Origin of the sequence: Clostridium sp. AF19-22AC (assembly GCF_003479085.1) — a bacterium.
GTDB classification, from domain to species: Bacteria; Bacillota; Clostridia; order Lachnospirales; family Lachnospiraceae; genus Faecalicatena_A; species Faecalicatena_A orotica.
This window is the reverse complement of the sequence record NZ_QUGN01000001.1, coordinates 241666-266856: the sequence shown is the minus strand read 5'-3', so window position 1 is coordinate 266856 and position 25191 is coordinate 241666. Positions and strand designations below refer to the sequence as shown.

The 25191-nt window shown below is 39.4% G+C and carries 25 protein-coding genes; 1 reads left to right on the top strand and 24 read right to left on the bottom strand.

Annotated elements, in window-relative coordinates; all coding sequences use genetic code 11:
* Positions 1-11 precede the first annotated feature (11 nt).
* The 8 genes from DWX43_RS01185 to DWX43_RS01150 all read right to left on the bottom strand — a co-directional run bounded on the left by DWX43_RS01185 (position 12) and on the right by DWX43_RS01150 (position 8349).
* Positions 12-632 (bottom strand): response regulator transcription factor, encoded by a 621-nt coding sequence (locus DWX43_RS01185; RefSeq protein WP_118618315.1) that lies wholly within the window; start codon positions 630-632, stop codon positions 12-14.
* Positions 604-2163: an ATP-binding protein gene (locus DWX43_RS01180; protein ID WP_118618314.1), complete on the bottom strand. Its 1560-nt coding sequence runs from the start codon at positions 2161-2163 to the stop codon at positions 604-606. Before DWX43_RS01180 ends, DWX43_RS01185 begins: the two co-directional genes overlap by 29 nt.
* A gap of 27 nt (positions 2164-2190) precedes the next feature.
* Entirely contained in the window at positions 2191-4200 is a 2010-nt protein-coding gene (locus DWX43_RS01175; protein ID WP_118618312.1) for an FtsX-like permease family protein, read from the bottom strand.
* Positions 4201-4213: 13 nt separating this feature from the next.
* Positions 4214-4963: an ABC transporter ATP-binding protein gene (locus DWX43_RS01170; protein ID WP_118618310.1), complete on the bottom strand. Its 750-nt coding sequence runs from the start codon at positions 4961-4963 to the stop codon at positions 4214-4216.
* A gap of 99 nt (positions 4964-5062) precedes the next feature.
* Positions 5063-6406, bottom strand: coding sequence for an MATE family efflux transporter (locus tag DWX43_RS01165; RefSeq protein ID WP_118618308.1), 1344 nt, complete (start codon positions 6404-6406; stop codon positions 5063-5065).
* 163 nt (positions 6407-6569) lie between these two features.
* On the bottom strand, positions 6570-7130 hold the full coding sequence (locus tag DWX43_RS01160) for a TetR/AcrR family transcriptional regulator (protein ID WP_118618306.1): 561 nt from the start codon (positions 7128-7130) through the stop codon (positions 6570-6572).
* Positions 7131-7238: 108 nt separating this feature from the next.
* On the bottom strand, positions 7239-7580 hold the full coding sequence (locus DWX43_RS01155; protein WP_118618304.1) for an arsenate reductase family protein: 342 nt from the start codon (positions 7578-7580) through the stop codon (positions 7239-7241).
* A 1-nt stretch (position 7581) separates the two neighbouring features.
* A complete protein-coding gene (locus tag DWX43_RS01150; RefSeq protein ID WP_118618302.1) occupies positions 7582-8349 on the bottom strand; it encodes a Uma2 family endonuclease in 768 nt (255 codons plus the stop codon).
* Between the two features lie 224 nt (positions 8350-8573).
* Here DWX43_RS01150 and DWX43_RS01145 point away from each other — a divergent pair, with 224 nt between their 5' ends.
* Positions 8574-8927: a helix-turn-helix transcriptional regulator gene (locus DWX43_RS01145; RefSeq protein WP_182440588.1), complete on the top strand. Its 354-nt coding sequence runs from the start codon at positions 8574-8576 to the stop codon at positions 8925-8927.
* A gap of 193 nt (positions 8928-9120) precedes the next feature.
* On the opposite strand, the gene DWX43_RS01140 is transcribed toward DWX43_RS01145, so the two are convergent.
* The 16 genes from DWX43_RS01140 to DWX43_RS01065 all read right to left on the bottom strand — a co-directional run bounded on the left by DWX43_RS01140 (position 9121) and on the right by DWX43_RS01065 (position 25122).
* Positions 9121-9969: an aldo/keto reductase gene (locus DWX43_RS01140; protein WP_118618298.1), complete on the bottom strand. Its 849-nt coding sequence runs from the start codon at positions 9967-9969 to the stop codon at positions 9121-9123.
* A gap of 4 nt (positions 9970-9973) precedes the next feature.
* Complete coding sequence (locus tag DWX43_RS01135; protein ID WP_118618296.1) at positions 9974-10942, bottom strand: beta-propeller fold lactonase family protein; 969 nt, start codon at positions 10940-10942, stop codon at positions 9974-9976.
* Positions 10943-10955: 13 nt separating this feature from the next.
* Positions 10956-11978, bottom strand: coding sequence for an NAD-dependent epimerase/dehydratase family protein (locus DWX43_RS01130; protein WP_118618294.1), 1023 nt, complete (start codon positions 11976-11978; stop codon positions 10956-10958).
* 61 nt (positions 11979-12039) lie between these two features.
* The gene (locus DWX43_RS01125) at positions 12040-13029 is read right to left on the bottom strand and encodes a Gfo/Idh/MocA family oxidoreductase (RefSeq protein WP_118618292.1); all 990 of its coding nucleotides are present in this window, start codon (positions 13027-13029) and stop codon (positions 12040-12042) included.
* A gap of 35 nt (positions 13030-13064) precedes the next feature.
* Positions 13065-13409, bottom strand: a complete 345-nt coding sequence (locus tag DWX43_RS01120; RefSeq protein WP_118618290.1) for a PTS lactose/cellobiose transporter subunit IIA — start codon at positions 13407-13409, stop codon at positions 13065-13067.
* Between the two features lie 4 nt (positions 13410-13413).
* On the bottom strand, positions 13414-13725 hold the full coding sequence (locus tag DWX43_RS01115; RefSeq protein ID WP_118618288.1) for a PTS sugar transporter subunit IIB: 312 nt from the start codon (positions 13723-13725) through the stop codon (positions 13414-13416).
* 14 nt (positions 13726-13739) lie between these two features.
* The gene (locus tag DWX43_RS01110; protein WP_118618286.1) at positions 13740-14984 is read right to left on the bottom strand and encodes a PTS transporter subunit EIIC; all 1245 of its coding nucleotides are present in this window, start codon (positions 14982-14984) and stop codon (positions 13740-13742) included.
* A 26-nt stretch (positions 14985-15010) separates the two neighbouring features.
* Entirely contained in the window at positions 15011-16876 is a 1866-nt protein-coding gene (locus DWX43_RS01105; RefSeq protein ID WP_118618284.1) for a PRD domain-containing protein, read from the bottom strand.
* Between the two features lie 202 nt (positions 16877-17078).
* Positions 17079-18041 (bottom strand): aldo/keto reductase, encoded by a 963-nt coding sequence (locus DWX43_RS01100; RefSeq protein ID WP_118618282.1) that lies wholly within the window; start codon positions 18039-18041, stop codon positions 17079-17081.
* Between the two features lie 11 nt (positions 18042-18052).
* Positions 18053-19489: a 6-phospho-beta-glucosidase gene (locus DWX43_RS01095; RefSeq protein ID WP_118618280.1), complete on the bottom strand. Its 1437-nt coding sequence runs from the start codon at positions 19487-19489 to the stop codon at positions 18053-18055.
* Positions 19486-20319: an alpha/beta hydrolase gene (locus DWX43_RS01090; RefSeq protein ID WP_118618278.1), complete on the bottom strand. Its 834-nt coding sequence runs from the start codon at positions 20317-20319 to the stop codon at positions 19486-19488. Before DWX43_RS01090 ends, DWX43_RS01095 begins: the two co-directional genes overlap by 4 nt.
* 15 nt (positions 20320-20334) lie before the next feature.
* The gene (locus DWX43_RS01085) at positions 20335-21507 is read right to left on the bottom strand and encodes an iron-containing alcohol dehydrogenase (protein ID WP_118618276.1); all 1173 of its coding nucleotides are present in this window, start codon (positions 21505-21507) and stop codon (positions 20335-20337) included.
* 13 nt (positions 21508-21520) lie between these two features.
* Positions 21521-22723 (bottom strand): hypothetical protein, encoded by a 1203-nt coding sequence (locus tag DWX43_RS01080; RefSeq protein WP_118618274.1) that lies wholly within the window; start codon positions 22721-22723, stop codon positions 21521-21523.
* A gap of 181 nt (positions 22724-22904) precedes the next feature.
* Positions 22905-23315, bottom strand: coding sequence for a cupin domain-containing protein (locus DWX43_RS01075; protein WP_109731444.1), 411 nt, complete (start codon positions 23313-23315; stop codon positions 22905-22907).
* A 5-nt stretch (positions 23316-23320) separates the two neighbouring features.
* Entirely contained in the window at positions 23321-23791 is a 471-nt protein-coding gene (locus tag DWX43_RS01070; RefSeq protein ID WP_118618272.1) for a cupin domain-containing protein, read from the bottom strand.
* A 302-nt stretch (positions 23792-24093) separates the two neighbouring features.
* Entirely contained in the window at positions 24094-25122 is a 1029-nt protein-coding gene (locus DWX43_RS01065) for a LacI family DNA-binding transcriptional regulator (protein ID WP_118618270.1), read from the bottom strand.
* Positions 25123-25191: the final 69 nt, after the last annotated feature.

Here is a 25191-nt window from a genome sequence, read left to right as displayed (position 1 = left end):
TTAATCTTTTTTCACCATATCGGTGATATATACCCGAGCTGAATTGCTTTAGTCACAGCTTCCACGACAGAAGAAACTTCTAACTTTCCAAAGATATGCTGCAAGTGATTTGAAAGAGTCCTCTCACTCATATATAATTCCCCGGCAACACACTTCCGCGTTTTTCCGCTGCTGATCAGCCGTAAGATTTTCTTTTCCATACTCGTTAAATCCTCAATAATAATGTCCCCATTCTCTGAGGGGAAACAAGTACCACCACGAAAAACATGAATCAGCGATGAAATCAAATCATCGGGACTGATGTTTTTATTCAGGAAACCACTTATACCCGCTTTTTTCGCCTCATGCCTGTAAACGGGAAGATCATAACCCGTGAGAACCACGATTTTTACTGCAGAATTCTCTTTTAACAAACCTGCCGCTATTTCTAATCCATCGGCATCACTTAAATTACCGAGGTTAATGTCCATCAAAACAATATCTATGCTTTTATCACTGATCATCTTTTGCAGACTCTGAATGTCCTGCGTTGAATAGAAATGGGCGATTTCATCATATTCATCCAGGGCAATCGAAAGACTTCCTGCAAAAAGTGTATGGTCATCAACTAATAAAATATTGATAAGAAACATCTCCTTTCATTGGTATTGAGATTTGTACCCTGATGCCATGTGGCGTGTTATCCGATATCGTCATCAATCCGTCCATGTTATTTACCTGCTCTTTCACGGAAGCGATCCCCTTGTGCTTTGCTTTATCTGCTGTAATCAGGGCATTTGCCCCGGCATTCCCGTCATCGCTGACAGATAACTCTATAGTCCCGTTTTCCAGTGTAAGCATTACCCATACCTGGCTCCCGTCAGAATGCCTGAAGGCATTTGTCAGAAGTTCTTTGAGCATCCGGTATATAAAAACGTTGTATGGCTCAACTAAGAATAGGTTTTCAGGGCAGTCAAAAGAGATCTGCATGTTCCGCCCGGGGAACGACTGCGAAACAGCCTCTATTAGATTTTGATAATTTTCCTTTGCAGTCAGGTTTTTCAGGATAACGGGGTGGTAATCCTGCATCTGGCTGCGGATATGATTATTCAGGCCATCCAGTGTTTCAATTATCATATCCTGCACATCCGGACGATGCACTTTTGTCATCATATTTTTCACAGAAAGAAGGTCCTGCAGTACATCATCGTGCAAAAAATTGGCAAATTCCGCTTTCAGCAGCTCTTCCTGCTTAAGCTGCCGCAGAGCTTCCCCATATTGGCTTTCCTTGATTAACCTGCTTTCCCCCTTCCTTAAGTTATAGCCTAAAACGATATTACAGATATAAGTAAAAGAAAACAGGATATTTACGGCAATGCACCATTCTTCATAACTGCCGCCTGTAAGCATAACGGCCAGCCCCGGAATAAGAAGAAATAAGATTATCATTAGCGCCAACTGCTTTTTACTGAAAATCGTAGAAAGTGGACTGCCGCTGTTCTCTTTCAGAACAATTCCATGAATGCTCATTAAGAACAGAAGCCCAGGCAGGTATATCCCGAAATTAGAGATATGGCCATGTACATCCAGAGTGGCAAAATAATACAACAGGAAAAGGAACGTAATCACTGCTGCTGAAAATGAGAGGCTCTTCCACTCATTTTTCAATACAAAGGCAGCTCTTTTCCAGTGATAGATAACGATAAATAAAAAGCACAGGCAGCTTAATAAAAACTGTATCCCATAGAAACATGCATATACCCTGTCCGAAATGCAGATGCCGGCAAGTGAGCCGGTACAGGCTGCCAGGAGCACCACATGCACCGCTTTCTGGAATTTATATCCGCTTCCCTGAAATAAAAACATCAGCACAAAACGGATTGACACATACCATATCAACGGGCTTAGTGCGATAAAGATGAAGCCCTCTGCCGCACTTTCCGAAAAAGACAGAAGTATATACCAGCTGTCTAAAGCCAGAAGCCCGCAGAAAAGCGTAATGACTTTATTATCTCTGATGTTGCACGCGCTGATATACGTACTATCTATGAGCATGAGTGACGAAATAAGAATCGCCACACTACTTTCAATTATTGTCTGTCCCCTGCTGACCTGGTGGGCCATGTAAAGGATAACCAAAATGTAATTCAACCAGAACAACAGCCTCCCTATTGTATTTTTCATTACCACCCTCCTTTTAGATATCTACTATTATAGCATCTTTTTGCATACCATTGTACAGCAAGTGTGTACGGTAAGGAGGTAATAGATCACATAAATGAGTGCTGTCACAGCTATGGCGATAACAGCCGGAACATACTGGATGAATGCATTTCCAAGCAGGTTCTGCATCAGCCCGGCCTTATACACGATGGCTGCAAAAATACAATCTACAAGGCCGAGTATGAACGGTATGCCAAAAAATGTCATCACTTGTTTCCTGATGATTTTCTGAATGCTCCGGATGGAATATCCCATTTTCATCAAGATTTCATAATCAGATTTTGTGTCGGAAACGGCAGATATATTGTTAAAATACAAAATACTTCCGGCAGCTATGAAAAACAAAACGACGAGAAAACCAATCAGCAGGAACGTCGAACTGTTCAGCGAAAACAATTCATTTACCCTGTGCGAGTATCCCTGCAGATAAGGGCTGTTCCCAAGCATATCGCTGATATCGGCATACAGTGCATCGTTATCTTCAACAGCTTTCCCATTGATGCTTAAGATCCTTGTGGCCGGTGAGTCTGTCAGCTTCAGGCGCCCGTAAATCTCATCGCTCACAATCAAGGTTCCGATACTGTTTGCAAAAGAAACCGGATTGTTTAATGTAACCTCCCTTACAGTCAGCGGTACTTCACCGCCATCTATATTCAGGGGGTAGATACTGCCCGCCTCGGAATTTCCGTTTCCATCAGGCTGGTATTTGACTAAAATACATTCCATGCTATTTATCCCGTCAGGAATATCTGTCCTGCCCTGTGCCTGTAAAAGTGAAATAAAGTCTGAATAAGAGATGCATTCAAAACCGGCTTCCCTCAGTATTTCTTTGTTTTTGGCATCCCCCATTGCAGTACCGACACTATACTCCACGGGAAGGTCTGGTGCAGACGATGTGACTTTATAAATATTTGTCTGCGAAAAAGTAACCTCATTATCATCAATTCCATAATTATGGACGATCTGTCTGGCCGCATCTATCTGCGTTTCATCTTCCACTCTGAACTCGATTTCCGACGGGGCAACACGGGACACAGCGGCAATTGGATAATAGATTGTCAAGGCCATAATGCTAGATACTGATAGGGCTGCCGCAGAAAGCAGTGTAAGCATAACCAGAGTTCTTGCATTGGAACGGATACGGTAGATAAAGTTTGGTGTCGTTATGATTTTCGTTTCAGTGTAAAATGACCGTTTACTATTCTTACTTTTCTTCATCACATAAGGAAGGAATGATGAGATAAAGAATATTGTGCCGATCACAATGAGCATTGCCGTCAGCATGCCGACAGAATAAAATCCGGCGGAAATCCAGAGGGATTGTGAACCTCTCAGAATATCCAGCGCCAGAATGTAACCCGATAAGGTCATTACAAGCCCGAGCACAGCAGGAATACGATGAAATTTCATGCCCTTCTCTGCCTTCTTTTCAAAACGTATCATCTCCATAAGAGAGCTTTTAAAAAGAAATCGTCCGTTTGAGAGACACAGGGAAAACATAACCAGCAGGAAAAATCCTGCAGTTTTTATGATGGCATGGATATTAAAAAGTGGTATCTGTGAAGTATCTGCTGAAAGTTTCAGAAGACGCGTAATGCCCCATACAATCCCTTTATGGGCGATTGCTCCTGAACCGAGTCCAACAGCAAAAGCAAAGCAGCCGATTATTATATTCTCAGCAGTAAGCAGGGACAGTATCGTCGTTTTCCGATACCCCAGCAGTAAATAAATACCAAGCTCCTTTGTCCGGCGTTTCAGAAAAAAACGGTTCGAATAGGACATATAAAATACCACAAATGCCATTAAAAAAAGTGAGATGGTACTGCACATCGACTCTACCCGGCCATCCGAAGATATTTTATCAAGCATTACATCGTTCACGGAAAACGATGCAAAAGCAAAGAAAACAGTAACTACAAGGGCCGCTGATAGCAGGTAGAGGGCATAAAATGAAGCATTTTTCCTTAAATTTTTGACTGCCACAGATAAAGTATTCATTGTCCTGCCCCCCTTATCTTTCCGTATCCAGTTTTGCGTTTTCTGCAGTTATCTTCTCATAAAATTCATGCCTGCTGCCGTTATGTTTATGCAGTTCCCTGATAATACTGCCATCTTTGAAAATCAAAATACGGTTTGCAAAGCTTGCCGCGTAAGCGTCATGGGTAACCATCAATATGGTCGTATGAAGCTCCTCATTAGCTTCTTTCAAAGCAGCCAGCAGATCTGCAGCCGAACTTGAATCCAGAGCGCCTGTCGGCTCATCCGCAAACAAGATGCGCGGATGTTTTACAACAGCCCTTGCCGCTGACGCCCTCTGCCTCTGTCCTCCGGACAGCTCATTGGGATATTTGCCCAGTTGTGACGCGATTCCAAATCTTTCTGCCAGACTTCGCACCATATGTTCGATTTTTTCTGGTGGCAGCTTTTGAAGAGTGAGTGGAACAGATATATTTTCACGGATCGTAAGACTGTCAAGCAGGAAATATTCCTGAAAAATGAAACCCAGATGGTCTCTGCGGAAATCGGCGGCACTTGTCGTATTGAGCTTCTTCAAATCCACACCGTCTATCCGGATCTCTCCGCTTGTAGGCGTATCAATCGTCGAAAGCACATTGAGCAGGGTAGTCTTTCCGGAACCGGATGCACCCATAATACCGATAAATTCGCCCCTGCCTATACAAAAAGATACCTTGTTTAAGCTGGGGCGCTGTGCCCTGGCATAAATTTTTGTTACCTCTTTCGCTTCTAACAATATACTCATAGTAACCTCTCCTTTTTCATTTGGTACCTGTATTGTACTCCTGTGGAGAAAGAAGCGAATGAGTAAATCCGGCAATGTTAACAGCCTAGCTGGAAAAACCTAACCTATCATAAGCTGCTTATCTATTTTTATTGCAAAGTACACAGTGATTATTGTAGTAAAAAAGTCTGCCACCGGCTGAACACTGATCACCCCTGCCAGTCCCAGAATCCGGGGCAGGAAAACAATTAACGGAAAGAAAAAGATTCCCTGCCTGCCCAGACTTAGCAAACTTCCAACCAGACTTTTACCAATTGCAAGGTACAATGATGCATATACCATTTGAAAGCCAAACGTCATAAACATAACTGCGTTCATTTTAAGTGCCTTACCTGCCAGCCGGATCATCTGCATATCTGTTCCGAAAAGGGAAACGATTGGTGTTGAAAAAATAATAAGTACAATTCCCGCGATGATACAAAATCCGGTAGACCATACCATACAAAGGTGAATGGATTTTTTTAATCTTCCAAACTGCCCTGCCCCATAATTATATCCGGCAAACGGCTGAAATCCTTTCAGAAATCCAAATACTACATAGGTAACTACAGTCATAATCCGGGTAACCGCTCCCATTGCCGCAACTGCATAGTCTCCATACAGTTTCGCCGACATGTTAATGGCCCCCATTGAAGCACTGGCTAAAAGTTGAAATAGTAGTACAGGTATGCCAATTTTCAGAATTTCCACGTAGATCGTTTTAGAAAATTTAATCCTATTAAATGAAATTCTTAAAACTCCTCGTTTTTTTACGATGTATCCAATATAGAACAGCATATTGATACATAAGGAAATAACAGTAGCGATAGCCGCTCCCTCTATGCCTAATTTCATTCCGTAAATCATAACCGGGTCCAGAATGACATTCGTAATGCTTCCCGTAAGCATTGCTATCATTGTAAACTTTGTTGCTCCCTGTGCCGTAAGCAGATTGTTCATTGTAACTGTGAATACATTTATGATAGAACCTGTTACATAAATCCGCGCATATGCCGCTGCATAGGGTAAGATTGTATCTGTTGCTCCCAGTGAAGTAAGTACGGAATCCAGAAAGATAAGAATTCCTGCAATCACTATGGCACCTGCCAGTATACTTGAAAAAAGTGTTGTAGATGCTACTTGGTCCGCCTGTTCCTGATCCCCTTTTCCAAGCAGGCGTGATATGTAGGAAGATGCACCCGCTCCAAACATCATTCCCAAACCAATAACAATCTGGACGATTGGAAACACTACAGACACGGCGCCCATCTGGCTTATTCCCAGACCGCCTACAAAATAAGCATCAATGGCATTATACAATGCAGAAATAAGCATGCCGATCATTGTAGGTATTCCCAATTTGATAAGTGCAGTTGAAACATCCGCTTTTTGTAATAAATTGATTCTTGTTGATTCTTCTTTCATTATAATATCCTCCTGATATTTTATTTATATTAACGGCAAAAGGTAAAACACTTATGCCAGATAATATCTAAACAATGCGAACACACACTATTGCTTCATATCGTATTCCCGCCTCAATATTGAACATTAATTCAATATTGTTCAATAAAAAAAGGAACCAGCCTTACAGACCAATTCCCGATAAATACATTTTCGATAATTTTTGCAGTATCATAATCGCCCATTCCTTTCCTTCATAATGATACATAATTTGCATTAAGCCATCTGCAAAGTTACTTGCAACAATATGGATAAAAACTGCATCTGCAATATCATCTCTGCGATGCCTGTTTAAATGACTTTCTATATCCAGTACAAACCGTTCTTTCTCCGGTGCGTATTTTGTCCCCTCACTTTTATCCATTAGGATGATAAATTCCTTCCTATGTTCAAACAACTGAATCAAACAATCTGTCTCGGCCCGGCTCAGACCATATATCTCACCCTCATTATGTGTATCATCCTTTGTATTCAATACCCGTTCCCAGTCATACCGGACCGGACTTAGAACAGCATTAAAAAGTGCCTCTTTATTTTTATAATAGGAATAAATGAGACCCGCCGGTATTTTAGCTTTCTGTGCAATATTCCGCATAGCGGCTGATTTATACCCCTTCTCATAGAATTCTTCCAGAGCAGCTTTTAGTATTCTTTTATTTATATCTTCCTTTAATACCTGCGCCATCTCGCCCTCCATAATTGAACTTTTGTTCAATTATATTCTCAATATCTCTATCTGTCAAGCTTTTGACACAGTCAGTCTTGCCTATTTTCTTCTTTCTTGTTATCCAGCTCAGTTCCATACTTTCCAAATCTCAGGGCAGTACCCTACCGTTGCCTGCTTACCATTCCGGACGATTGGCATCTTCAGCACCTTCTGGTTTTCCAAAACCTTGTCATCTTTATCTTCGTCTGCGATATATTTGATCAGTGCCAGAGCGTCCCTGTCTTTGCATTTTTCATCCAGCATGGCATCCAGTCCGCCTACTGACTGCTTTACGCTATTGTATTCGCCCTTACTCATTCCTTTTTCTTTCATATCAATAAACTGATACTTTATATTCCGTTCTTTGAAATAGCGCATGGCCTTCTTCGTGTCAAAACATTTATTTGTGCCAAAAATCTGTATATTCATGTTAATCCTCCTGCTCTCCCCATTTGGCAATCTGCTGAAACTTAATCGTCAGCTTTCCTTCATAGATATTTACCGGAATGTCCGCGTCAATCGGATAAATCACAGGGGAAGCTTCACACTGGAAAAAGTACACCAGTACCCTCTTCTTATAGGGGTCTGCAATCCAATATTCCCGGACACCTGCCTGTTCATATTTAAATAACTTGACGACATGGTCCCTTCTCTTGGTTCCCGGTGAAATAACCTCCAGAACAAAATCAGGCGCTCCCATGATATTACGCCTTTCAATCTGATCAGGCTTACACACAATAATCACATCCGGCTGAATCATGGTCTTTTCATCATTATCAAGCTGGACATCAATCGGAGAGATAAACGGCGTACATGCACCTCCCTGATCTATGATATAGTTTGCAATCTGGCGGTATACCTCGCCTGCTATCAACTGATGGAAGGTCGTAGGTGCCGCCATATCATAAAAATATCCGTCTATCAGCTCCACTCTCTGCTCCTCCGGCAGTGCGCGGTAATCCTCTATGGTATACATACCGGGCTTTTTTTCCTCCCCGTAAGCCGCGCAGCTCTCCATCACTGCCATCGGTTCCTTAAATATCCCCTCAAGTGCAGTAAGTATATCATACCTTAAACCTTTAGTTTCCCCATTAAAAATCTTCTGTACCGTTCCAAGCGGAACACCTGATAAATCTGCAATTTGGGCATAAGTATATCCCCGCTCCTGCATCAACTGTTTCATTTCCTGAATAGTCATAATGCTCACCTCCTGATCTTTTCTTTATAAATCTAATATCTCCCGAATCTCCATCCCAAGTTTTTCTCCCTATACTAATAAGTATATTTTATTATACTAAATAAACTGGTTGTTTTCAACTGTTAAGTATACTAAAATATACTTATTAGTATAGATCAATTACGGTTCATACTGCCAAACGTATCCGGAGCAGATAAACTGTAATATAGATGGGAGTGAAAGCAATGGAACAGCAGGATTTGAGTAAAGTGGGAATGGAATTGAAACGGCTCAGGACAAAGCATTCTTATACGCAGGAACAAATAGCCAATGACCTTGGCTGTACGGTATCATTTATCAGCAATATCGAAAATAACCGTGCTAAATTAAATCTTCGCGTTCTTTTATATTACGCAAAACTATGCAATGTAACTCTGGATTCTATCTTAAATGCCGGGGAATACACCGGGGATGCTGATACAGACGAGAAAAAACGCTCCGAAGCCCGGGATGCCGAGCTTTTGAATATTGTGCATCAGTTTTCTGTGGAGGAGCAGGATAAGATGATAAAGATTTTGAAATTTATAAAAGATATGTAAAATACTATTGAAAAGGGGATGTCGGTTAATACCGATTTTTAAGCCCCTTCCCACAAAATAAGAATATCCTATGAAGTCTTGTGCCTTTGGGCACCTAAGCTTTCATAAGATATTCTTGTTTTTACTATGGCTTCTAATTTATATTCCAGCCCATCGCATACATCATAAATTTTTTATACACTTTTCCAGCGCCCTATTCTTTCATAGAATCTGGATGATGTCCTGATCCCGCAAAGTATTCCATTGAGTTGATTACATCCATATCGTCCGCACTCAATTCGAAATCAAATATTTGAATATTTTCCTTAATTCTGTCAGGTGTTATTGATTTGGGCAAAGGAATTACCTTGTTTTGTACAGCCCATCTCAGACAAATTTGTGCAGCCGTTTTATTGTATTTTTTACCAATCGACTTTAAAACTGCATTATCAAGCATCCGGCCTGTTCCAAGCGGACTATATGCCTCCACAACGATGTTGTATTTTCTGCAGAAATGAACAGTCTCTTGTTCCATTTGTCCCGGATGGAACTCAATCTGGTTTACCATCGGCACAATTTCCATGTCCATTAATGCCCTTAAATGATGCGGCATAAAATTAGATACGCCTATTGACTTTACCATTCCGGCTTTATACAGGTCTGTCATTGCTTTCCATGTATCCACATTAATCTGTTCCCAATTCTCATAATTATTAAAAGAAGCTGGCCAGTGTATGAGATACAAATCAAAATACTCCAACTGCATTTTCTTTAATGATTCTTTACATGCCATGAGGGTTGTTTCATATCCGCGGTCCGTATTCCACACTTTTCCTGTAATAAATAATTCTTCACGGGGAACTATGGATTTCTTTATAGCATTACCGACACTTTCTTCGTTCTTATAAATCTTCGCAGTATCAATATGACGGTAGCCTGCTGCAATTGCCGTTTCAATTGCTGTGTACGCGGCCTCATTATCTGGAGTCTGCCATGTCCCAAACCCAATGCAGGGTATCTCTACTCCATTTTTCAGAGTAAATGTATCTGTTGCCTTATTCATTTTTTTATTTCCTTTCCCCGTCGATCGCAAATGTAATTGGCTGAAATACTTCTGCTTCATCTATCTTATACGCTTTTTCCCCGGTTACCTGATATACTTCCACACAATTACTGTCTGTACAGCTTACAAGTAAATAGTCTCCAATAAATTTTAAATCTCTTGGCGTTTTACCACAAGAAAATTCATACTTAATATCTGGTATGCCATCGTCACATATCTCTGAAACAACAATTACATTTTTTCCTCTCAATGCCGTACATAAAAGTTTCTCATCTTCCCGAATCGCATGACCGCCACTGAAAACTTCCTTTTCATCCGTCATTTTGATTTCTTTTATTATTGCAAACTCTTTTGTGTCTAAAACAATAATTTCATTTGTAAGTTCTGTGTTAAGATATGCTTTCTGATGGTGCTGTGAAAAAGCCAGCAGACGAATATTCTTCTCTGCATATTGGGGAAAATTAATTACATCTTCTATTTCCAGACCTTCATCTTTATATATATAAATCTGCTGTAAACTATTTTCTACAGATATGCATCTTCCATCTTCCATCTGGTGAATGAAGTGTGATTTTCCCGCCTTCTCATATCCCTCCCTTTTATGTACTACTGTTTTACGGATTTGATCTGCTGTTAAATCATAAAAACTATCTGCTCCGCTTTCATAACTGGCAAGCAGGAATCCTCCTTCTGCCGGAGAGGCAAAGCTATAAAATAAATCTGTCGCGACTTCCCGCATTTTTATGCCGTTTTTTCCATAGAAATCCAAAGTTGTTTTCTCCGGTCCCTTTACTGAAACAATCAATTGATCTGGTAAATCAATTACCATATTTGCTTTTCCATTTAAGAGGTAAGTGCTATCTTTCCGGATACTTCCATTCACTCTGTTAAATACTAATCTCACAATACCTTTATCTTTTTGTTCCGCATTTCCATATGCAGTCAGATAAAGCGCCATCTGCTCCCTTTCCATTATATTCCTCTCATTATATATCTTTTATGAATTCACCCATGCATTCTTTATAACGGGCAATTGTTTTGTCACACCATTCATCAAATTGCGGATCTGTAACTTTAAGCTGTGGATTTTCATCCATATAATCCAGAAACATTTTAAGACCTGTGCGAATGTCTATCTTTGGAGAATATTCCGGGCAAAATTGTTTTGCTTTTGAAATGTCAAACAAACATGAAAAATGCTTGTCCCCATGAATAGAGCCTTTCCAGCCATATACTTTAGATTCATCCAAAAGATATGTGCTAATATATACTGGTTTATACTCGACACCAAGTAAGTCAGCCAGATTCTGATAAATCATGTCCCAGGTCATGGGCTCCGGATTCATCACCTGAAATATCTCTCCAATTGCTTCTTTCCGGCCTACCAAAGGGCAAAACAAAGGTGCAAAGTCTTCTGCATGAGTACTCGCCCACAGTCCCTGTCCATCTCCGTGAATAATAACCTCTTTTCCCTGCAGCATACGCTCAACCACACTCCAGCATGACTTTCCTTTAATGCTGAGAGGAATTCTGTTTTTGGAATATGTTTGAGTAGGCCTTACAATTGTAACAGGGAAACCTCTTTTACACTCATCCAAAAAATATTTTTCTACAGCTTCTTTGTTCTGGCCGTAATCATAGTACTGGTTTCCATATGGCATAGATTCGTCTATCAGACAGTTAAAACGATGATCCAGTGCATCTACAGTGCTGATTAAGATAAACTGCTTTGTATGATTTTTGAAAATATCTGTGCTGTTTCGGGCATCTTCTAAATTCATAATAATAAAGTCTATTACTGAATCAAAAGACATGTCCTTTATTTGTTCCTTTACATCATCCGGATTTGCTTTTATGTCAGCTTTGATGTATTTTACGGTATTGGGCAGTCCATTCGATGCCCCTGTTCTTGTAAGAAGGTACAATTCTACTTCCTTATCTTTTGCCAGCATTTTGGCAACCGGTTCTGATATAGTTCCTGTTCCGCCAACAATAAGTACTTTTTTCATTTCAACTACCTCTTTCTATTGATTGCATCTTTCAAGTAACCTGCCGGATGGAACACTGGAATTAATCACAGGAAAATTTAATTCCGGCCCCTTTTCTGGCATCTTCCATCACCTGCATGACTTCAATGACTTTATCCATCATTGCATAACATACATCATATTCATCTTTCTCTACAATTGGCAGGATTCTCTCATATACATTCACAAAGGGTTCACCCAGAGGCGCTTTGTCGAGACATACTGGGTCTGCCCCGTTTAATGTAAGTTCAATCTTGTGACATTCTCCCGGATGGGAATGCATCACAATACAGCCCTTATCTCCCTGTACCATGCAGCATCCCGGGGACGCCGAGTCTTTAGCCGAAGTACATACAGCTTTAAAGCTGCCGTAATCCATAACCAATATTCCAGATGTATCAATGCCGTTATATCCTATATTCGGGAAGTAAGCTGTCTTTTCCGGTACACCGGCAAGTCCCATAACCCAATGAATGCTATACACACCAATATCATATAAAGCGCCACCATCCAAAAGTGGATTAAATACCGGCAGTACTGTTCCATTTAGATAACTCGCATATCTGCGGGAATACTGTGAGAAATTACACTGGATCAGCTTAATGTCCCCAACCTCCGGTAATCTGTTCTTAATTTCATCATAGTTATCCGAATACCAGGGCAGAATTGATTCAAACACATATACATGATTTTCTCTGGCTGCATCCAGAAGTTCTTTCGCCTGCTTTGCCGTTGACGTAAATGGTTTTTCACAAATAACACTTTTGCCCGCCTTGATTGCCTTCAGCGAATACTCGTAATGCAATGAGTTGACAAGCCCAATATATACAAAATCAAAACTGTTATCTTTTAAGAACTCATCATAGTCTTCATAAATATCTTTAATGCTATAATCTCCTGCAATGTTTTCTGCTGCATCACGCTCTGCATCACGACACCAAATGGCTTTCGCTTCTATGTTCCCGACCTCGTTCCATACGTTTTCCAGAACATAGCGAACTATCATTCCAGAACCTGCAATTCCAATTTTCAAATTTTTTTCCTCCTAAAACCTGATGTATAATATATTTAGTTTCTGATCATCTTATATAATTCTTTGAATTCCTCATATAATATTTTAAATGTTTCGGCGCTATTTAACTGATCTTCTGCATGAATCAGAAGCAGACTCTCCATTTGATTCCGGGGTACCATATTTTCCATACCTATCATTGAAAAATGGACACTGTGTGCCTGATCATACATCTTTGTAGCATTTTCATATATCTCATTGGCTTTTTCAAACTTTCCTTCCCGGGAATACTGAATTGCCTTCACATATTCAGATTTTGCACTTCCTCCATTTGTGATCAATGCCATAACATTATCTTCAAATGTTTCTAGTTCTGTTTCTAAACTATTCTGCTTTTCCATACTATTAACCTTTCTTTTCTTCCAGGAGACGTAAACCAAATTTTACAACCCCTTCACCGTCCAGACGGCCATAAGACTGCATCGGAATAACCTCAATAACTTTATCCGGAAAAGCCGTCTGAAGTTTTTTCTTTTCGAATCTAATCTGAGGTCCCAGCATCACAATATCAAAATCCATTTCTGCGGACATAATCTGGGAGGTTGTAGCAGCCTTTACCTCCGCATCAACCCCTGCATTGGTTATGTAGCTTCTCATTTTTTGCATCAAAGCACTTGAAGACATCCCCTGTGAACAACAAACAATTATACGTACCATAACGTTTTCCTCCTTTAGTCAGCAGAATTTGATGCAACGTCTGCTTTATTAAGCTGTCTTTCATACATTCTCACAAAGAGCAGCCAGATTAAAATATCACATACCAGACAGATAAGTTCCATAATTACAGCCCGAATGTCACCGTTACTTGCAATATACCCTTTGAAGAGTGCCGGTGTAGACCATGTTATCACATTTGTAAACACTGACATAAAGCCTGCTGCTGTTGCCGCATATGCCAGGATGGTATTAAATAACGGGCAAACAATAAATGGAATAATTAAAGTTGGATTAAATACAATCGGAACACCAAATGATAATGGTTCATTAATATTAAATATATCCGCAATTGCAGAAAGTCTGCCCACTACCTTTAACTCTTTTCTCTTAGAAAGGAACATCAAAACAATTAATAATCCGAGGCAGGCTCCCGTACCGCCCATTTGCCCAAATGTTGTTACAAATGAATAATTGATTATCCTTCCCTGGTCCATTGCCGTAACAAATGCGGTCTCAATAGGAGCCACGACAGCACCGGGATGAATCCCGAATGAAAACAAGATTGTCTGTACCAATGTGTAAATAATCGCACCGGGAAGTGTTGCTCCAACACTGACAAGAGGCTTCTGTAAGATATCACAAATCAATGCAATTGCTTCCATTCCTGTTACAACTGATAATACAGTAGCAATCAATGAGTATAAACAAATTAAAATGATGATGATAATAACTGTATTGAATGAGTTTTTAACTGCTTCTGGAACGTTATCGCCTACATTAATTCTTAACTTCTTATTTTTTGACAGCTTTATAAACAACTCTGAAGAAGTTAACCCGATGATCATTGCAAGTAATGCTCCCTGCGTGCCAAAATAATCATATCCGCCTGCTAATGGTACGAAAACAAAGAACAGCGACAGACTTGTAATTGACAGAATCAATGGATTGTAATACCCCCTCTGTTTTCCCATAAAATACGGGATCATGATTACCAGCATTAATGACATCAGACTAATGGTGCCGGTACTGATGCGGGTAAAAAATGTTCCGATGTTTGTCAGTGTTTCCGGATCCATAAATTTTCCGATTATACTTGTCTCAGTAAACAAAATTGCACCAAAGAAAGTTGATATTCCGGCAATTGCCAGAAATGGGATCATGGACATCAATGCATCTCTGATTGCCAGAAGATGGATTTCATTGCCGATCTTCCCAAATATGGGATCTAACTTTTCAAATATCTTATCTATTTTTTTCATTCTCTTCTCCTCCGAACCTTGCCGGTTCAAATTGATCTTACAATACTCATTAGGTTTTCATACGTTTGGTTTTTTACGATACTATCAATGTTTTCCTTTGTTAATGCCAGCTTAAAGAAATCACTATAAAAGTTCTCCATATCATCCATATCATTCTGTGAAATTGAAATCAGGAAAACTACTTTAACTTTATCTGTTTTATTCCAATAAATAGGATTCTTTAAAATAGCAACGCAGATTAATGTTTGGTCTGTAACTGTATGATGTGGATGAGGTACAGCCACCTGTCCTCCCATTGCAGTTTGAAGCAGGCTCTCCCGTTTCATTACCAAATCATAAAAATCCTCCGGTACGTCTACTGCTTTTGCAATATGGTTACATATTTGCCTAATCACTTCCGATTTGTTTTCAGCCTCTACTTCTGTAAGAAACAACTTCTCTGAAAAATATTTTTCTATAATACTTGCAGGCTTTTGAAGTACGGTGCGTATGTCCCCCATTTCTGCTTCATCAGGAAAATACTCTACCTTATAAATTGGTACAGGAAGACTTATATCTATTGGCACAGTTGAAAACACATAGTCAATTTTGCTGAAATCATAGTCCCGCAGATCAGAATAATCACATGTATATGCCTGTTCAATACAGTCTTTAAAAAGTTCCTGAAAACGGTATTTTAAAAACCGTGAGAAGACATTCCCTGCTGCACAAACCAGAAGAATATTTTTTCTATTGTCTACTTGCTTTTTATGTTTATCTATGGCCAGCTGCACTGCAATCGCAATGTAACCGAGTTCATCATCAGACATCATCCTGTCATAATGTTTTTTAATAATATGGTTCAAGCCCGAAGCAATGCTCCATGCAAACGGATATTTTCCCTTTACCTCCTCTAAGATCGGATTCTTAATCATGGTTCCATATAATAACCGCAGCCTTAAGGGGATAAGGTGTTTTACCAGCATCATATAGAAATCCAGATCTTTACGAAAATCCAGCCCATATGTTTTATAGATACTGTCTAAAATCTCTGTTACTAATAAATTAATTTCCTCATTAATTACCAGACTTCCATTATTTTCGTAGTATTTTTTATCCATTATATTTAACGCTATGTAATTTATCTCATCCTCTGGAAATAGAAGCTGGTATTCTTCTTCCAAAGCTTTCACACACTCTTTTGCCGCTTGAATATCGTGCCTCAATTGCGAGTGCATACTGATTTCGAATCTGGCCGGATCCATTTCTACTAATTTTCCCTTTTTCACTCTGTCCACAGTAATTTGAAGACTGATTAAGAATGAAGTTAAAGCCATTTCTGACATTTTTACCTCGTTCTTTTTGAATACTTTATCTACCACCTCAATGATACTCTTGTCTATAGCAGTAAAATCATTCTCACCCGCCATTGAAGAAAGGCACCTTCGGATATCATACTCCTTTCCATCTACCCGCATGCCATAGTGCGGTTTTCTTATTATGTTAAGATCAAATTCATTTAAATAATGTTCCGCCTCTTTTAAAGATTTACTGACTCCTTTCTGCGATATATATAACATATCAGCCAGTTCTTCTACTTTGAGGTACTCTTCTGTATCAATAAATAATCGGATTAAAAATTCAGACCTATTCTCTGTGTTTGCTGCATCTATGATCTGATTATCCTCCAGAAATTTTTCGAATGCAGCATTTTTATGCACAATTAAAGAATATCCCTTTCCTGGTTTTGCTGTAATCTCAGCCCCATGCAGCACAATCTCATCATTAAGCAGTGCTATCATTTTTCGGGCCGTTTTATTACTGACACCCAAAATCCCCTCCACTTCCCTGCTTGTTATACAAGGCTTTTTCAGCATTTTATTTAAAACCCTAAGTTCCTTTTTGGATGCCATTTGTAAGCCTCCCCATCTTTAATCCTATGTTATTAGTACTAATAAACTTCTTCCACTAAAAAGTACGATCGTAATATCCTTTGTGTTACCTATATTATATGCGTTTCCCCCTTTTGTTTCAATTTCGTTTTTTACCGTTATAAATACGGTAAGGAACATCACTGCTGATTAATTATCCTGTAAGTACAATAGTTATTTTGTTTTATGGTAACGGTTTACCAGAAGCAAGATATAAATCAAACCAATCCTGCCTGGTCAATGTAAAATTAAGTGCGTCAAGAGAATCTTTTAAATGTTCCGGATTCGTTGTGCCAATTGTCGGAATAATCCCTGCCGGATGTTTAAGAAGCCACGCAACTGCAAGAGCATTTTTATTAGTATGGTACTTTATGCAAAGATCATCCATTACCTGATTCAGTTTCTCATATCCCGGATTATCAATAAATGCCCCCTTATCTCCCTGTACAACACTGTATGCCTCAATTCTGATATCATTTAAACGGCAATAATCCAAAAGGCCCGTATCATAATTCACTGCATATTCAGATCTTGTATTAACATTGACTTCAGAATCTATCATCAAAGAATGTACAATAGAAAACTGCAGCTGATTAAATGCAATCGGCCTCTTACAGTGCTTCTGTATTACAGCTGCCTGTAAAGATGTAAAATTCGAAACCCCAAAATTATGCACCTTTCCCTCCTCATAAAGCTGTTCAAATGCCTCACCAATCTCCGCCGGATCATAAAGTGGATCTGGTTTGTGAAGTAAAAGGACATCAAGATAATCCGTATTTAGACGTTTTAAAGAAGCATTGACACTAGCCAGAATGTATTCTTTCGATACATTATAATTCTTTTCTTCATCCGTAGATACTACGGCACATTTAGTCTGAAGTATCATCTTCTCTCTGATTGCAGGATTCTTTTTAATGACCTCTCCTATCAGTTCCTCCGCCAAACCGTGTCCATAAATATCTGCCGTATCAATCAAATTAATTCCTAGATCAAGTGCACACTTAATCAAGTTTTCAACTTCTTCCACGCTTTTGCCAACATAAACTTTGTTACCATTTTCATCTATCTCTTTACGGACTATTCTCATTGTACCTAAACTAATCTGGGAAAACTGCCGGTCAGAGCCTTTTACTGTTACATACTTCATTTTTTATCCTCCTAAATAATTTCGCCGTCTGAAGCAATCACTTTTTTAAACCATTCAAAGCTTTGCTTTTTGCTTCGTTTATATGTCCCTCTTCCTTCATTATCGCGATCCACATATATTAATCCATACCGCTTCTCCATTTCACCTGTTGTGAAAGATACACAATCAATACAGCCCCATACTGTATATCCCAATAATGCAACCCCATCTTCAAGAACAGCTTTTTTCATCTCTTTAATATGTGCCCGTAAATACTCAATGCGGTATTGGTCTTCCACCGTACCATCCGGCTTCATATGGTCAGCAGCGCCAAAACCATTCTCTACTATAAATAAAGGTTTTTCATACCTCTCGTACATCATATTTAATGCATATCTCAGTCCTTCCGGGTCAATCCCCCATCCCCAGTCTGAAAAATGGATAAAAGGGTTTTTAACAGAATGAGAATTCGTTGAGTCTACTGCTTTAGAAATATCTCTGCATGCAGTAGAATCTACCGTATTGCTCATATAATAGGATAATCCTATGTAATCGACACACCCTTCTTTAAGAATCTCAAGATCTTCCTGCGTTATATCAAGTTCATAGCCCTTTCTTTCAAACATCTTCTTTGCATAATTGGGATAGTGCCCACGGCACTGAACATCACAGAAAAACCATTTATCATGCATTGCCTGAACCTGTAATACCATATCCGCCGGTCTGCAGGAATATGGGTAAACCGGCACCATAGCAATCATATTGCCTATTTGAAACTCAGGGTTAATCTCATGGCCTGTTTTCACCGCCAGCGCACTTGCCACAAGTTCATAATGTGCGCATTGATACATGGCCTTTTCCGGATTTTCATATTCCTCAAAATGTACCCCCGAATTAGTCCATCCGAATATATCGTTCCTGTAATTCATCTGGTTATTTATCTCGTTAAAGGTCATCCAGTATTTCACTTTACCTTTATAACGTTCAAAGCATGTCCTTGCAAATTTTATAAAACAATCAATTGTCTTTCGATTCAAAAAACCACCGTATTCTTTTGCAAGGCAATATGGCATTTCAAAATGAGATAACGTGATTACTGGTTCGATATTATATTTTAGCAGTTCATCAAATACATCATCATAAAACTGAAGCCCCTCTTCATTTGGATACTTTTCAATACCTTTTGGAAAAATTCTGCTCCATGCTATGGATGTTCGAAAGCATCGGAAACCCAATTCGGCAAGCAATGCAATATCTTCTTTGTAATGTGAGTAAAAATCAATTCCCATATGGTTTGGATAATACTCCCCCTCAATCACCCCATCCGTAATTCTTCTGGGTCTCCCGGCACTTCCGGCGGTCATTACATCTGCAACGCTATACCCTTTCGAAGTATTTATTACACCGCCTTCAAACTGGTGTGCCGCCAGCGCCCCTCCCCACAAAAAATCTTTATTAAGCCTTGTCATCTGCCGCCCTCCATAACGCTTTCTATAAACCTTAATACGGGGGCATTATACTTAGGAGATGCGTAGAAATCAATTCCATGAATTCCATCTTCTACTATGTCCGTTACATGTTCTACCTTTTTTTCAGCCAAAGCCCTGTCGAACTCTTTTGTATATCTGTATGGGATGGTATCATCCTGTTTTCCATGCAGAAGATAAAACGGAGGTTCCTGTCCACTGATATTTTTTAAAACAGCATATTTCTCCATTTCCTTGAGCAGACTGTCTCCCTCCGCCCGGAAAGTAACACTGTCATTTTCATACCCGTCTACCATTACATGTTCATGATGTTCTTCCTTATACAGGTAAAAATCTTTCAAATCAATCGGTGCATAAAAGCTGACGATCCCTGCAGGTTTAAACTGTAACATATGGGAACAACTCACCGTAATATCATCAGCAAGGTACGCACCATGACTCTCCCCCCATAAAACAATTTTTTTGTCATCAATTTCCGGACGTGCCGCCAGAAAGTTAAATGCTTCTATGCAATCCATACGAATTTCCGGATATGCTGCTTCATCATTGAAACGATAGTTAATACTGGCTACTGCATATCCATACAGAAGACAGTTTAAAACATTTGAAAGATGACGCTCTTTGCTGCTCTTAAAGAATGCACCGCCATGAATAAACACCACTAACGGGTACCTTTCCCTTTTTATAGTCGGAATGTATAAATCCAGTTTATTTTTTTCAGAGTGCACAGCATACGGAATATCAAACTCTGCTGTTCCATCACCCCCAATATTGTATTGCTGATTGACTACTTCATATATCTTTAACTCCATTTTGTCCTCCTTGCTTTAATAGACTGAAGCATACATCTCTTTTAGTTCCTTCAGACCAATTCCCGTTCCTTTTGTTACACGCCCCTGCCTTACTAATTCTTCCGCAAGAAAATCGACATCAGTTTCACTCTCAGCCCCGATTTCACGCAGACTCGCAGGAAGACCTACACTCTTTATGAAGTCTTCCAGAGCCGTGATCCCTTTCATTCCGGCTTCGTAATCACTTAATCCAGTACAGTCAATGTGGAATACATTTTCTGCAAACTGCCTGTACTTTGCAGGATTAAGCCTGCACATATGCTTTCTGAACGGAGGTACCACTACTGCAAGTCCTGCCCCGTGGGCACAGTTATATCTGGCACTTAAAATATGTTCCATCTTGTGCTCAACACGTTCACCATGCCCCTTTCCCATATCTGCAATTCCAAACAATGCCTGCTGGGCAGCCCACATCAGATTCGCCCTTGCCTCATAATTATCCGGTTCCTTAATTGCCCGCGGCAGTTCCGTAATAACAGCACGGATAACAGCCTCCTGCATTCCATCCTGAACAGGCATATACTGATCAGCCTCAGCAAAATAATGTTCAAAAACATGTGCGATCGTGTCAAACGCGCCACTTGCTGTCTGGTAAGCATTCACCGTAAATGTTAATTGAGGATCACAAACTGCAAACTCCGGAAAACATGCAGGACCTCCGTTTTTACCAATCTTTTCACAGGTATCAGGATTTGTAACTACAAAGTTCTGATTCGCTTCACTTCCGGTTCCCGCCAGTGTAACCACTGTTGCTACCGGGAGCATTGCCTCTGGGAGCTGATCATGATTCTTGAAAAAGTCCCAGACATCCCCATCATAGACAGCCCCTGCCCCGATCATCTTAGCACTGTCCATAACACTCCCACCGCCGACACCAAGAATGAACTCTACTTTCTCTTCGCGGCATTTTTGTATATATCTGCGTATAGTCTCAATCGTTGGGTTAGGTTCGATCCCACCCATTTCAATTACATTTTTATCTCTGAGCTGCTCCATTACCTTGTCAAAGATTCCATTTTTTTTGATACTTCCGCCTCCATATAACAACATGATATTCTGTCCATAATTTTCTAACAGACTATGGATCTTCGCTATACTCTCTCTGCCAAAAATAATCCTTGTAGGATTGTAATATTCAAAATCTAACATACTTGTTCCCCTTTCAATTCGTTGTTTTTTTGTCTGGATAAACAATATTGTCCGGTCCAAAGTGCTGCAGTATTACCATTGGCTCTGTTTTGGAACGATTATGAATTTCCACACCCTTTTCTGCACGCCTTTTACATACAAAATACTCATCCGCTGTCTGTTCACCTACACGCATCATGTTCACTGACTCAGCATCAAATAAACCAAATGTGCCAAATCCCTGAATCAGGATACAGCCGTAAGCTGCTGTATCTTTTAATACAACTTTTGCGTCAGGCATCACTGTTACCTCTTTAGCCGTTATATAATCATTGCCATAACAAATCCACTTTTCTGTCAATCCGGCCTGTGTCTTCGGTAATTCCACTGGCGGCCTGAAATAATGCTCTTTGAAATTTTCATCATAATTTTTATCCCAGTCTATTGCATTCATGATATAATCCACTTTATTTTCTTCTTCCGGAGGACAAATATCGTACAAATATTTTTCATCAAATATTTCACCGCTTACGACATTTTCTAATACACAATTCAAATCTGTCCCCCACTGTGGCTCGTATGTTAAAAGAGAGCCCGGAGCATGGAGTACTCCGGCCGGAACATACCACCCTGCGCCGGCTTCGATATCATACGCTTTCGATAAATTTGTTATTTTTGTATCACAATCACTAAAATTCTCAATACAGCGTTTCACATCTTCCTTTGTTACTCCCGGATTAAATCCGAAATATGTAGAAGCCCGTTTTCCTTTATAATTATTAAACTGCGGCGGAAAATAATAGCACTCCGGTTTTGCTTCACATCCAACCCTTGCCGCAATCTCCGTTTTGGGATGGAAATGAAAATATAATGGGGTTTCATAATCAAAAAACTTAGAAAATACCGGAAATGTTCCATATTTTTTTTGTAATTCCTCACCAATTAATTCTTCCCCCAGCTCCACAATCGCTTCTTTTAAGGTAAATTTTTCTCCATCCTCAGCTAAAACATAGCTTATTCCCTGACTCGGATTATCAGGATTTTTCACCCGTGTACCATTAACTGAGCAAAGCCAGCGTTCCATAATTGTTCCTGCTTTTAACCCAAAAGCATAATAATCATTTGGGTGAATCTTAAGCCTGCGCCCCGGCATACCAAACTTTATCGGAATAAAATTTGGTATCATGCGGAAAATACCGTTTCCGCTCTCAAAAGTATTATGGATAATCTTTCGCATATACGACCCCCTTTTTATTTTTTACTAATTTCCTATTAGTATATATGCATTATAACTTTTGTTTTTTTCATGTTCCATTTCGACTTTTACCATATTGGCTATGGTAAATTATGTTCCAGAATCTTTCCAACAAAAAGGACCAGTTATACAAACCAGTCCTTCCATACCATCTACTAATCTATTAAAATTGTGGTGCTATTGCGAATACTGCTTTTGCCGTACCGGCATAATAGTTAATAATCTTATAGTCTTCACCTTCCGGAATAAACATAAAATCACCCTGCTGCACAACATATGTCTCTTTCCTTTCTTTCAGGAAAAAGGTGAGCGTACCCTCTGCTATATAAAAAACTGCATCCCCTTTATGCCGGTCGTATTCCGTCTGCCAGGGTCCGGCTCCGCCTGAAAGAATTTTAATCGTACCAAACTGTACCAGATCATTGCTGCACCATATGGAGAGAAGTGCAGGCGTTCTTTTTCCGCTAATCATCTTTAATCCGTTTTCATCGTTCAGTTTATAGAACAGTTTTGCCTCCCTGCCTTTTGTTCCTTCTACCGGATAGAATCCGATCTGATCTTTTACATCTTTCACATCAATTACCCTCTTTCTTCATGTTTATATAATTTCATAGCGCCTGTATACTCTAGTGGAATCCCATTTGATTCATCCCACGCTTTTGGTGCAATTACATATAACATAAAGGCCTCTTTTTCACCAAAGTTATATCCAATGTGAGGGCAGCCTTTAGGCATCAAAATGCCTTCTCCCTGATTCACTTCAACAACTTGTCCGCTTTCCGGCTGGAACATAGTAACCTGTCCTTTAAGTACATAATAGATTTCATCTCCCGGATGAATATCGGCAGGTGCAAAGTGTGATCCCGGCGCCAGCTGATATTCTCCTACCGTAACTGAATCCGTACTCGCAATGAGCCAGTTTAAATCACTTGTTTCTGGTGCTTCTTCTGTATAAAGAAACTGCATCAACTCACTCTGTTTCATAACACATGGTCTTTTTTCCTCTTTTTTGAAAGGGAATTTACATACCCAATCCGGTGCATTTGCCATTTTTTTCTCCTTTTCATTTTACTTACCAGATTAAGACATTCTTAATCAGTATAATTTATAAATTTTGTAATAATATTTATGAATTATACATTACATTTTTTATACCATTCTGTCAATATTTATTTGTTTGCACTAATATTTTTATTACTTTTCAACATTTTTAAGTCCATTTTTTTGTCTATTATTATAGATTATTTATTTAAAAATGAGTAATACGTAAAATCAAACCACCAAATTTATAAACTTGTGCATTAAAAAAAGAACCGGCAGATCATGATTTGCCAGTTCTTTACTTAAACACTTTATTTATTCATATTTCTTACTGAATCTCTTTCAATCAGATTCCCATTAATTTCTATTTTTATACAGGATTCCCAGCCCTTTTGAATTACATAAATCAGCTGCTCCACGGCTTCTGCCCCAAAACGCTCTTTAGGCAGACAAATCGTGCTTAACTTAGGATCTGACAAGGTACAGACAGGTCTGTCATCATAACCTATAAAAGAAATATCATCCGGTATCTTATATCCATGCCTTTTAACCGCCTGCATTGCCCCAATGGCAACAAGGTCATTATCTGACATAAACGCCGTAGGCAGCTCTTCCCTCGGGATTTTCTCCAAAACAGATGCCATCCCGGATTCCGCCCTCTCATGGGGATACCCTATATCAAAGCTATAGCGCTCCATCCCCGAAAGGCCAAAACTTTCCATTGCAGAAAAAGCATACTTTCGTCGTTCTATAAAACTCCTTATATCCAGTCCGCTCCCTAAGTACCCAATTTTTCTATGTCCCATCTCATAAAGATGTTTCACAGCAAGATACGTTCCCTGTTCATTATTGGCTTTTACTGAATTAATCTGCTTATCAATAAAATAGTTGTCAAACAATACAAATGGGATCTGCAGGCGCTCAAAAAAGGAAACCTCTTCTTCCTGCATTTCTGTCGCAAATATAACATATCCTCTGCAATTGGCATCTTTAATAAATTGTATCTGCGTATCAATCTCTTTCCGGTCTATATTTATGACCACGAGATTATAACCATACTGTCTGGCAGTAAACTCAATCCCATCCAAAATCAATGGAAAAAAGGAATTCATTCCCAGAAGTTCACCACTATTTTTGTAGATTACAAAACCTATGGTTTTATTCTCTTCTGAGCCTGCCTGTTGTTCTTGTACCAAATAACCGTAGCCGAGAGCATTGATTCCCTGTAATACTTTCTTTCTTGTTTTTTCACTAATCCCAGGTTTTCCATTTAACACAAGAGAGATTGTCGCTGTAGATACCCCCAGCTCCTCTGCAATGTCTTTCGCTCTAACGGCCATTTCATATACCTCCGGCAATATTATGTATAATATTATAAATTTATTTTATAAATCCGTCAATAAATTTAT

Excerpts from the sequence above, each read along its gene's own strand:
- DWX43_RS01185 (WP_118618315.1), bottom strand. The coding sequence starts at position 632 with ATGTTTCTTATCAATATTTTATTAGTTGATGACCATACACTTTTTGCA.
- DWX43_RS01180 (WP_118618314.1), bottom strand. The coding sequence starts at position 2,163 with ATGAAAAATACAATAGGGAGGCTGTTGTTCTGGTTGAATTACATTTTG.
- DWX43_RS01175 (WP_118618312.1), bottom strand. The coding sequence starts at position 4,200 with ATGAATACTTTATCTGTGGCAGTCAAAAATTTAAGGAAAAATGCTTCA.
- DWX43_RS01170 (WP_118618310.1), bottom strand. The coding sequence starts at position 4,963 with ATGAGTATATTGTTAGAAGCGAAAGAGGTAACAAAAATTTATGCCAGG.
- DWX43_RS01165 (WP_118618308.1), bottom strand. The coding sequence starts at position 6,406 with ATGAAAGAAGAATCAACAAGAATCAATTTATTACAAAAAGCGGATGTT.
- DWX43_RS01160 (WP_118618306.1), bottom strand. The coding sequence starts at position 7,130 with ATGGCGCAGGTATTAAAGGAAGATATAAATAAAAGAATACTAAAAGCT.
- DWX43_RS01155 (WP_118618304.1), bottom strand. The coding sequence starts at position 7,580 with ATGAATATACAGATTTTTGGCACAAATAAATGTTTTGACACGAAGAAG.
- DWX43_RS01150 (WP_118618302.1), bottom strand. The coding sequence starts at position 8,349 with ATGACTATTCAGGAAATGAAACAGTTGATGCAGGAGCGGGGATATACT.
- DWX43_RS01145 (WP_182440588.1), top strand. The coding sequence starts at position 8,574 with ATGGAACAGCAGGATTTGAGTAAAGTGGGAATGGAATTGAAACGGCTC.
- DWX43_RS01140 (WP_118618298.1), bottom strand. The coding sequence starts at position 9,969 with ATGAATAAGGCAACAGATACATTTACTCTGAAAAATGGAGTAGAGATA.
- DWX43_RS01135 (WP_118618296.1), bottom strand. The coding sequence starts at position 10,942 with ATGGAAAGGGAGCAGATGGCGCTTTATCTGACTGCATATGGAAATGCG.
- DWX43_RS01130 (WP_118618294.1), bottom strand. The coding sequence starts at position 11,978 with ATGAAAAAAGTACTTATTGTTGGCGGAACAGGAACTATATCAGAACCG.
- DWX43_RS01120 (WP_118618290.1), bottom strand. The coding sequence starts at position 13,409 with ATGGAAAAGCAGAATAGTTTAGAAACAGAACTAGAAACATTTGAAGAT.
- DWX43_RS01115 (WP_118618288.1), bottom strand. The coding sequence starts at position 13,725 with ATGGTACGTATAATTGTTTGTTGTTCACAGGGGATGTCTTCAAGTGCT.
- DWX43_RS01110 (WP_118618286.1), bottom strand. The coding sequence starts at position 14,984 with ATGAAAAAAATAGATAAGATATTTGAAAAGTTAGATCCCATATTTGGG.
- DWX43_RS01105 (WP_118618284.1), bottom strand. The coding sequence starts at position 16,876 with ATGGCATCCAAAAAGGAACTTAGGGTTTTAAATAAAATGCTGAAAAAG.
- DWX43_RS01100 (WP_118618282.1), bottom strand. The coding sequence starts at position 18,041 with ATGAAGTATGTAACAGTAAAAGGCTCTGACCGGCAGTTTTCCCAGATT.
- DWX43_RS01095 (WP_118618280.1), bottom strand. The coding sequence starts at position 19,489 with ATGACAAGGCTTAATAAAGATTTTTTGTGGGGAGGGGCGCTGGCGGCA.
- DWX43_RS01090 (WP_118618278.1), bottom strand. The coding sequence starts at position 20,319 with ATGGAGTTAAAGATATATGAAGTAGTCAATCAGCAATACAATATTGGG.
- DWX43_RS01085 (WP_118618276.1), bottom strand. The coding sequence starts at position 21,507 with ATGTTAGATTTTGAATATTACAATCCTACAAGGATTATTTTTGGCAGA.
- DWX43_RS01080 (WP_118618274.1), bottom strand. The coding sequence starts at position 22,723 with ATGCGAAAGATTATCCATAATACTTTTGAGAGCGGAAACGGTATTTTC.
- DWX43_RS01070 (WP_118618272.1), bottom strand. The coding sequence starts at position 23,791 with ATGGCAAATGCACCGGATTGGGTATGTAAATTCCCTTTCAAAAAAGAG.
- DWX43_RS01065 (WP_118618270.1), bottom strand. The coding sequence starts at position 25,122 with ATGGCCGTTAGAGCGAAAGACATTGCAGAGGAGCTGGGGGTATCTACA.